1 tRNA gene and 3 rRNA genes are annotated in these 5,451 nt (G+C 57.2%); all 4 read right to left on the reverse strand.

The features are described 5' to 3' along the window. Positions 1-63: 63 nt before the first annotated feature. The 4 genes from rrf to NO876_RS17895 all read right to left on the reverse strand — a co-directional run bounded on the left by rrf (position 64) and on the right by NO876_RS17895 (position 5,359). Positions 64-185: ribosomal RNA gene (gene rrf, locus NO876_RS17880) — 5S ribosomal RNA — on the reverse strand. A 255-nt stretch (positions 186-440) separates the two neighbouring features. Beyond that, positions 441-3,356, reverse strand: a 23S ribosomal RNA gene (locus NO876_RS17885). A 351-nt stretch (positions 3,357-3,707) separates the two neighbouring features. Further along, positions 3,708-3,779, reverse strand: a tRNA-Ala gene (locus NO876_RS17890). Positions 3,780-3,887: 108 nt separating this feature from the next. Continuing rightward, positions 3,888-5,359: ribosomal RNA gene (locus tag NO876_RS17895) — 16S ribosomal RNA — on the reverse strand. The 16S, 23S and 5S rRNA genes sit together here with 1 tRNA gene alongside, the layout of an rRNA operon. Positions 5,360-5,451 lie beyond the last annotated feature (92 nt).

Consider the following 5,451-nt stretch of genomic DNA (forward strand, 5'->3'; position numbering starts at 1 on the left):
TTCGAAATGAAGAGAGCCCACGAGACACCGCGTCTCGTGGGCTCTTTGAATGAGTGTATGAGTGGGAGGCGGCGAGCCAGTGTTCCCAGAGGATCGCTCACTCCAGTACTTGCTGACACGCTGGCAGGCTTAACTTCCGTGTTCGGGATGGGTACGGGTGGAACCCTGCCGCTCTGGCCGCCTTAACGCCGACTCGTGGACTCGAACCACGCGCTCTCTCTTCTCTCATCGAAGAGAGAGAGAGTGACCGTCGTCGGTCTTCAGCCAACCGCTGCGTACAATTACCATTGTGATCGAACGCGCGCAATCCAGTTTCCGCCTGAACCCGTCCATCGAGTGGACTAAGTGTAGTGTAAGTCTCGGACCACCAAACACGTCCAACAGCGTGCGTAACCGCGTATCCTATGCAGGATACTGGCACGACACTGTATTCTCGTGTATGAGTGTGGCTTCGGACTGTTAGTGCTCGCGGGCTTAACACCTCGTTGCCTCGGTGCGTACACCCCGAGTCTATCTAACTCGTCTTCTACGAGTGTCCTCGGCGGTACTTCTTTTTGAGGTGGGTTTCGAGCTTAGATGCGTTCAGCTCTTACCCCGTGGTGCGTGGCTGCTCGGCATCTGCCCTCTCGGACAACCGATACACCAGCGGCACCCAATCGTAGTTCCTCTCGTACTATACGATCGTTCCTCTCAAGTACCAATACACCCCCAATAGATAGCAGCCGACCTGTCTCACGACGGTCTAAACCCAGCTCACGACCTCCTTTAATAGGCGAACAACCTCACCCTTGCCTGCTTCTGCACAGGCAGGATGGAGGGAACCGACATCGAGGTAGCAAGCCACTCGGTCGATATGTGCTCTTGCGAGTGACGACTCTGTTATCCCTAAGGTAGCTTTTCTGTCATCAACGGGCCCCATCCAGGAGCCTCGTTGGTTCGCTAGACCACGCTTTCGCGTCAGCGATCCTCGTTGGGAAGATCACTGTCAGACTTCCGTGTGCTCTTGCGCTCTTCTCCGGGTTTCCGACCCGGGTGAGGAAATCTTTGGGCGCGCTCGATATCTTTTCGAGCGCGTACCGCCCCAGTCAAACTGCCCGGCTACCGGTGTCCTCCGCCAGGAGTGAGAGTCGCAGTCACTAACGGGTAGTATTTCACTTGGGTCTGGGTGGCCCGCTAGCGCGGGTACCTCTGTAATGACTCCTACCTATGCTGCACATCAGCGACCACGTCTCAGCGACAGCCTGCAGTAAAGCTCTATAGGGTCTTCGCTTCCCCTTGGGGGTCTCCAGACTCCGCACTGGAACGTACAGTTCACCGGGCCCAGCGTTGGGACAGTGACGCTCTCGTTGATCCATTCATGCAAGCCGCTACTGAAGCGGCAAGGTACTACGCTACCTTAAGAGGGTCATAGTTACCCCCGCCGTTGACGGGTCCTTCGTCCTCTTGTACGAGGTGTTCAGATACCCGCACTGGGCAGGATTCAGTGACCGTACGAGTCCTTGCGGATTTGCGGTCACCTATGTTGTTACTAGACAGTCGGAGCGTCCGAGTCACTGCGACCTGCTCGGTCAAAAGCAGGTATCCCTTCTTCCGAAGGTACGGGACTAACTTGCCGAATTCCCTAACGCCGGTTGCTCCCGACGGGCCGTGGCTTTCGCTGCCTGAGCACCTGTGTCGGATCTCGGTACGGTCGCCGTGCGTCTTTTCACGGGCTCTCGGTACCAGCGACTTTCGCTGTCTCGTGATTCGATCGCTTCGTGCCGTTACGGCATCCACGATGTTCCACGATTCGACGGGGCGAAGGCCCCGCTCGCTGTTTCCAAAAGCGTCGACGTACTGCACGGTGGTACTGGAATATTAACCAGTTTCCCTGGTTGTCCCGGTCGAGTTACGGCGGGACTTAGGACCGACTAACCCTCGGCTGATTAGCAGTGCCGAGGAACCCTTGCTCGTTTGGCCGTCGGGGGTCTCACCCGACTCTCGCTGCTACTGTGACCAGGATTTTCGTTACTGAACGGTCCACGCGAGCTCTCGCCCGTGCTTCCGCCCATTCAGTACGCCAAGCCTACTAGGTCGTCCTGTGATGGACGCTGCTAGGTCTCGGTGGTAGATTTGAGCCCCGATCATTTTGGGCGCCTCGAACCTCGGCCGGTAAGCTGTTACGCTTTTCTTAGAGGGTAGCTGCTTCTAAGCTCACCTCCCGGCTGTTTAGGGCTCGAGACCACCTTCGATCGCACTTAATCTACACTTGGGGACCTTAACCCAGCTCTGGGTTGTCTCCCTCACGGTACACAGGCTTACCCCGCATACCGGATTCCCGACGTCTACGGCGTCTGCAAGTTCGGAGTTTGACAGGAAGGCCGACTCCTCTCGGAGGCGGGACTTCCAATCGGTCGCTCTACCTCGCAGACTACCTCAGTCGAGGTCATGCTTCGACATGTTTCGGCTGGAACCAGCTGTTGCCGAGTTCGATGGGCCTTTCACCCCTACGCACGAGTCAGAGGAGGGTATTGTAGGACACCATCCCTTCAGGCCTCCACGCAGCTTTCGCCACGCTTCACCTTGCTCGCGCGTAGATCACTCGGTTTCGGGTCGCATCATCGGGACTCCCCGCGCTTGAACACGGCGGCCCTGGTCCGGAAGGACTGCGGCCATGTCGGTTTCCCTGTGCCTGCCTGGATGGTCCAGTTAGGCTTGCCTCGATAATGCACTCCCTGGGTCGTTTTTCAAAACGCACGACGCGACATCGGCTTCCCCGGGGTTCTACTGGTGGGTCGCCCCACGGTCGTTTTCCTGGGGACCTTGTATGCCCCGTCGTTCTATCACTGACTGAGTTCAGGCCCTATTGCACCGCCCTGTTCGGGGTGCTTTTCAGCGTTCGCTCACGCTACTTGTTCGCTATCGGTCTCGAGGAGTGTTTAGTCTTCGCAGTTGATGCCTGCGAGATTCACGAGGAATATCCAATCCTCGCTACTCTGGAGTTGGTCCGGGATCTTCTCGACTAGATACGGGGCTGTCACCCTGTATCGCACTCCGTTCCAGGAGATTTCTCCAGTGTTGAAGATCCGTTGTGACCAGTCCGAACACCACATTTCCCGTGAGGGATTCGGTTTGGACTGTGTCGCGTTTACTCGCGGTTACTAACGACATCGCTGTTGTTTTCTGTTCCTGCTCCTACTGAGATGTTTCAATTCGGAGCGTTCCCCATTGCGCGAAGCAATTGCGGTGGGGATTCCCATTCGGAGATCCTGAGTTCTTTGCCTCCGTGCGGCTCCCTCAGGCTTTTCGCAGCTTGGCACGTCCGTCGTCGGCTCTCGAGCCGAGCCATTCACCAGCCAGTACAGTAGCCAGTTTGAGTGTCGTGTGTTACGACTCGTCTGTAGGCGTCACGCGTAGTGCGGGACGGTTACAGACGACTGTTTTGCTGTTGGTTGCAAGTTGAATTGCAGTTGAGTTGGTGATCTGAGACGTCCACAATGTGTCCGTCCTCGGTGGACGGGTTCAGTGGGCGTCTGGATTGCGCGCGTACAATGGCCGTCATTGAACGTCCGGTGGCTGCCGGAGCGTCCGTCGAACCCTTCCTATCCGCGCTTTCGCGGGATAGTGCATCAGTTCGTGTCCAATCCAGTCGAATGCTCGGGATCACTTAAGGGACTCGTTTCGGTGAGGCCCTGTGTAGTGATCTCGTGTTCGAGTGGATTGGGTGATGGACCCGCTGGGATTTGAACCCAGGGCGTCCTCCTTGCAAAGGAGGTGCTCTACCGCTGAGCTACGGGCCCGTGTTAGCCTTGGTGGTTCTTAGGTGCCTGTCTGGTGTGTGTTGAATACTGAACGGTCCGCGCGATGAGTGAAAGTGGGTCAGGCGCGACGGCCTGATCCCGGTCTGTAGGAGGTGATCCAGCCGCAGATTCCCCTACGGCTACCTTGTTACGACTTAAGCCCCCTTGCGAAGCCCAGATTCGACCATCGTGAGATGGCCTCATCCGGACCTCACTCGGGTGCTTTGACGGGCGGTGTGTGCAAGGAGCAGGGACGTATTCACCGCATTCTTGTGAAATGCGATTACTACCGAATCCAGCTTCATGTGGGCGAGTTTCAGCCCACAATCCGAACTACGATCAAGTTTCGGAGATTAGCGCCCTCTTTCGAGGTGGCAACCCATTGTCTTGACCATTGTAGCCCGCGTGTAGCCCAGCTCATTCGGGGCATACTGACCTACCGTTGCCCGTTCCTTCCTCCAGTTTGGCACTGGCAGTCCTCTTAATGTACCCAGCCAGTCGAAACTGCTGCTGGCAATTAGGAGTGCGGGTCTCGCTCGTTGCCTGACTTAACAGGACGCCTCACGGTACGAGCTGACGGCGGCCATGCACCTCCTCTCTACAGCTCGTGGTGAGGTCATCAACCTGACCGTCATTACTGTAGTCGGAGCTGGTGAGATGTCCGGCGTTGAGTCCAATTAAACCGCAGGCTCCTCCGGTTGTAGTGCTCCCCCGCCAATTCCTTTAAGTTTCATCCTTGCAGACGTACTTCCCAGGCGGTTCGCTTCTCGGCTTCCCTACGGCACAGCACAGGCGCGTAGCCTGTGCCACACCTAGCGAACATCGTTTACGGCTAGGACTACCCGGGTATCTAATCCGGTTCGAGACCCTAGCTTTCGTCCCTCACTGTCGGATCCGTCTTCTCGAGATGCTTTCGCCATCGGTGGTCCGTTCGGGATTACGGGATTTCACTCCTACCCCGGACGTACCTCTCGAGCCTTCCGGTCCCAAGCCCTGAAGTTTCCGCCGGACGCCCACACGTTGAGCGTGTGGATTTCCCGACGGACTTTCAGGGCCAGCTACGGACGCTTTAGGCCCAATAAGATTGGCCATCACTTGAGCTGCCGGTATTACCGCGGCGGCTGGCACCGGTCTTGCCCAGCTCTTGTTCGTGTACCGCCCTACGGTACACAAAAGCGAGGACGATATGCCCTCGCACTCGGAGTCCCCTTATCGCACTGGCGTGCAGTGTAAAGGTTTCGCGCCTGCTGCGCCCCGTAGGGCCCGGAATCTTGTCTCAGATTCCGTCTCCGGGCTCTTGCTCTCACAACCCGTACCGATTATGGGCACGGTGGGCCGTTACCCCACCGTCTACCTAATCGGCCGCAGCCTCATCCTACAGCACCGTAGTGTTTGTGACTCCCGGCGTTCCAGCGTGGGAGTTGTATACTGAGTTAGCCTCAGTTTCCCGAGGTTGTTCAGTTCTGTAGGGTAGGTTGGCCACGTGTTACTGAGCTATCTGCCACGAGTGTGAACTCGTGCGACTAGCATGGCTAAATCGGACTCCGATAGCAATGGCCTCCGGCAGGATCAACCGGAATGGGTCTCCCCGGTGAAGGGGAGGGGTGTGGCGGGATTCCTTCCAGATGGAAGGGAATCACCAATCGTCATTGCGTGGTCCGTTCAGTGGTTC

Source organism: Halobellus rarus (genome assembly GCF_024494595.1).
GTDB lineage: Archaea > Halobacteriota > Halobacteria > Halobacteriales > Haloferacaceae > Haloquadratum > Haloquadratum rarum.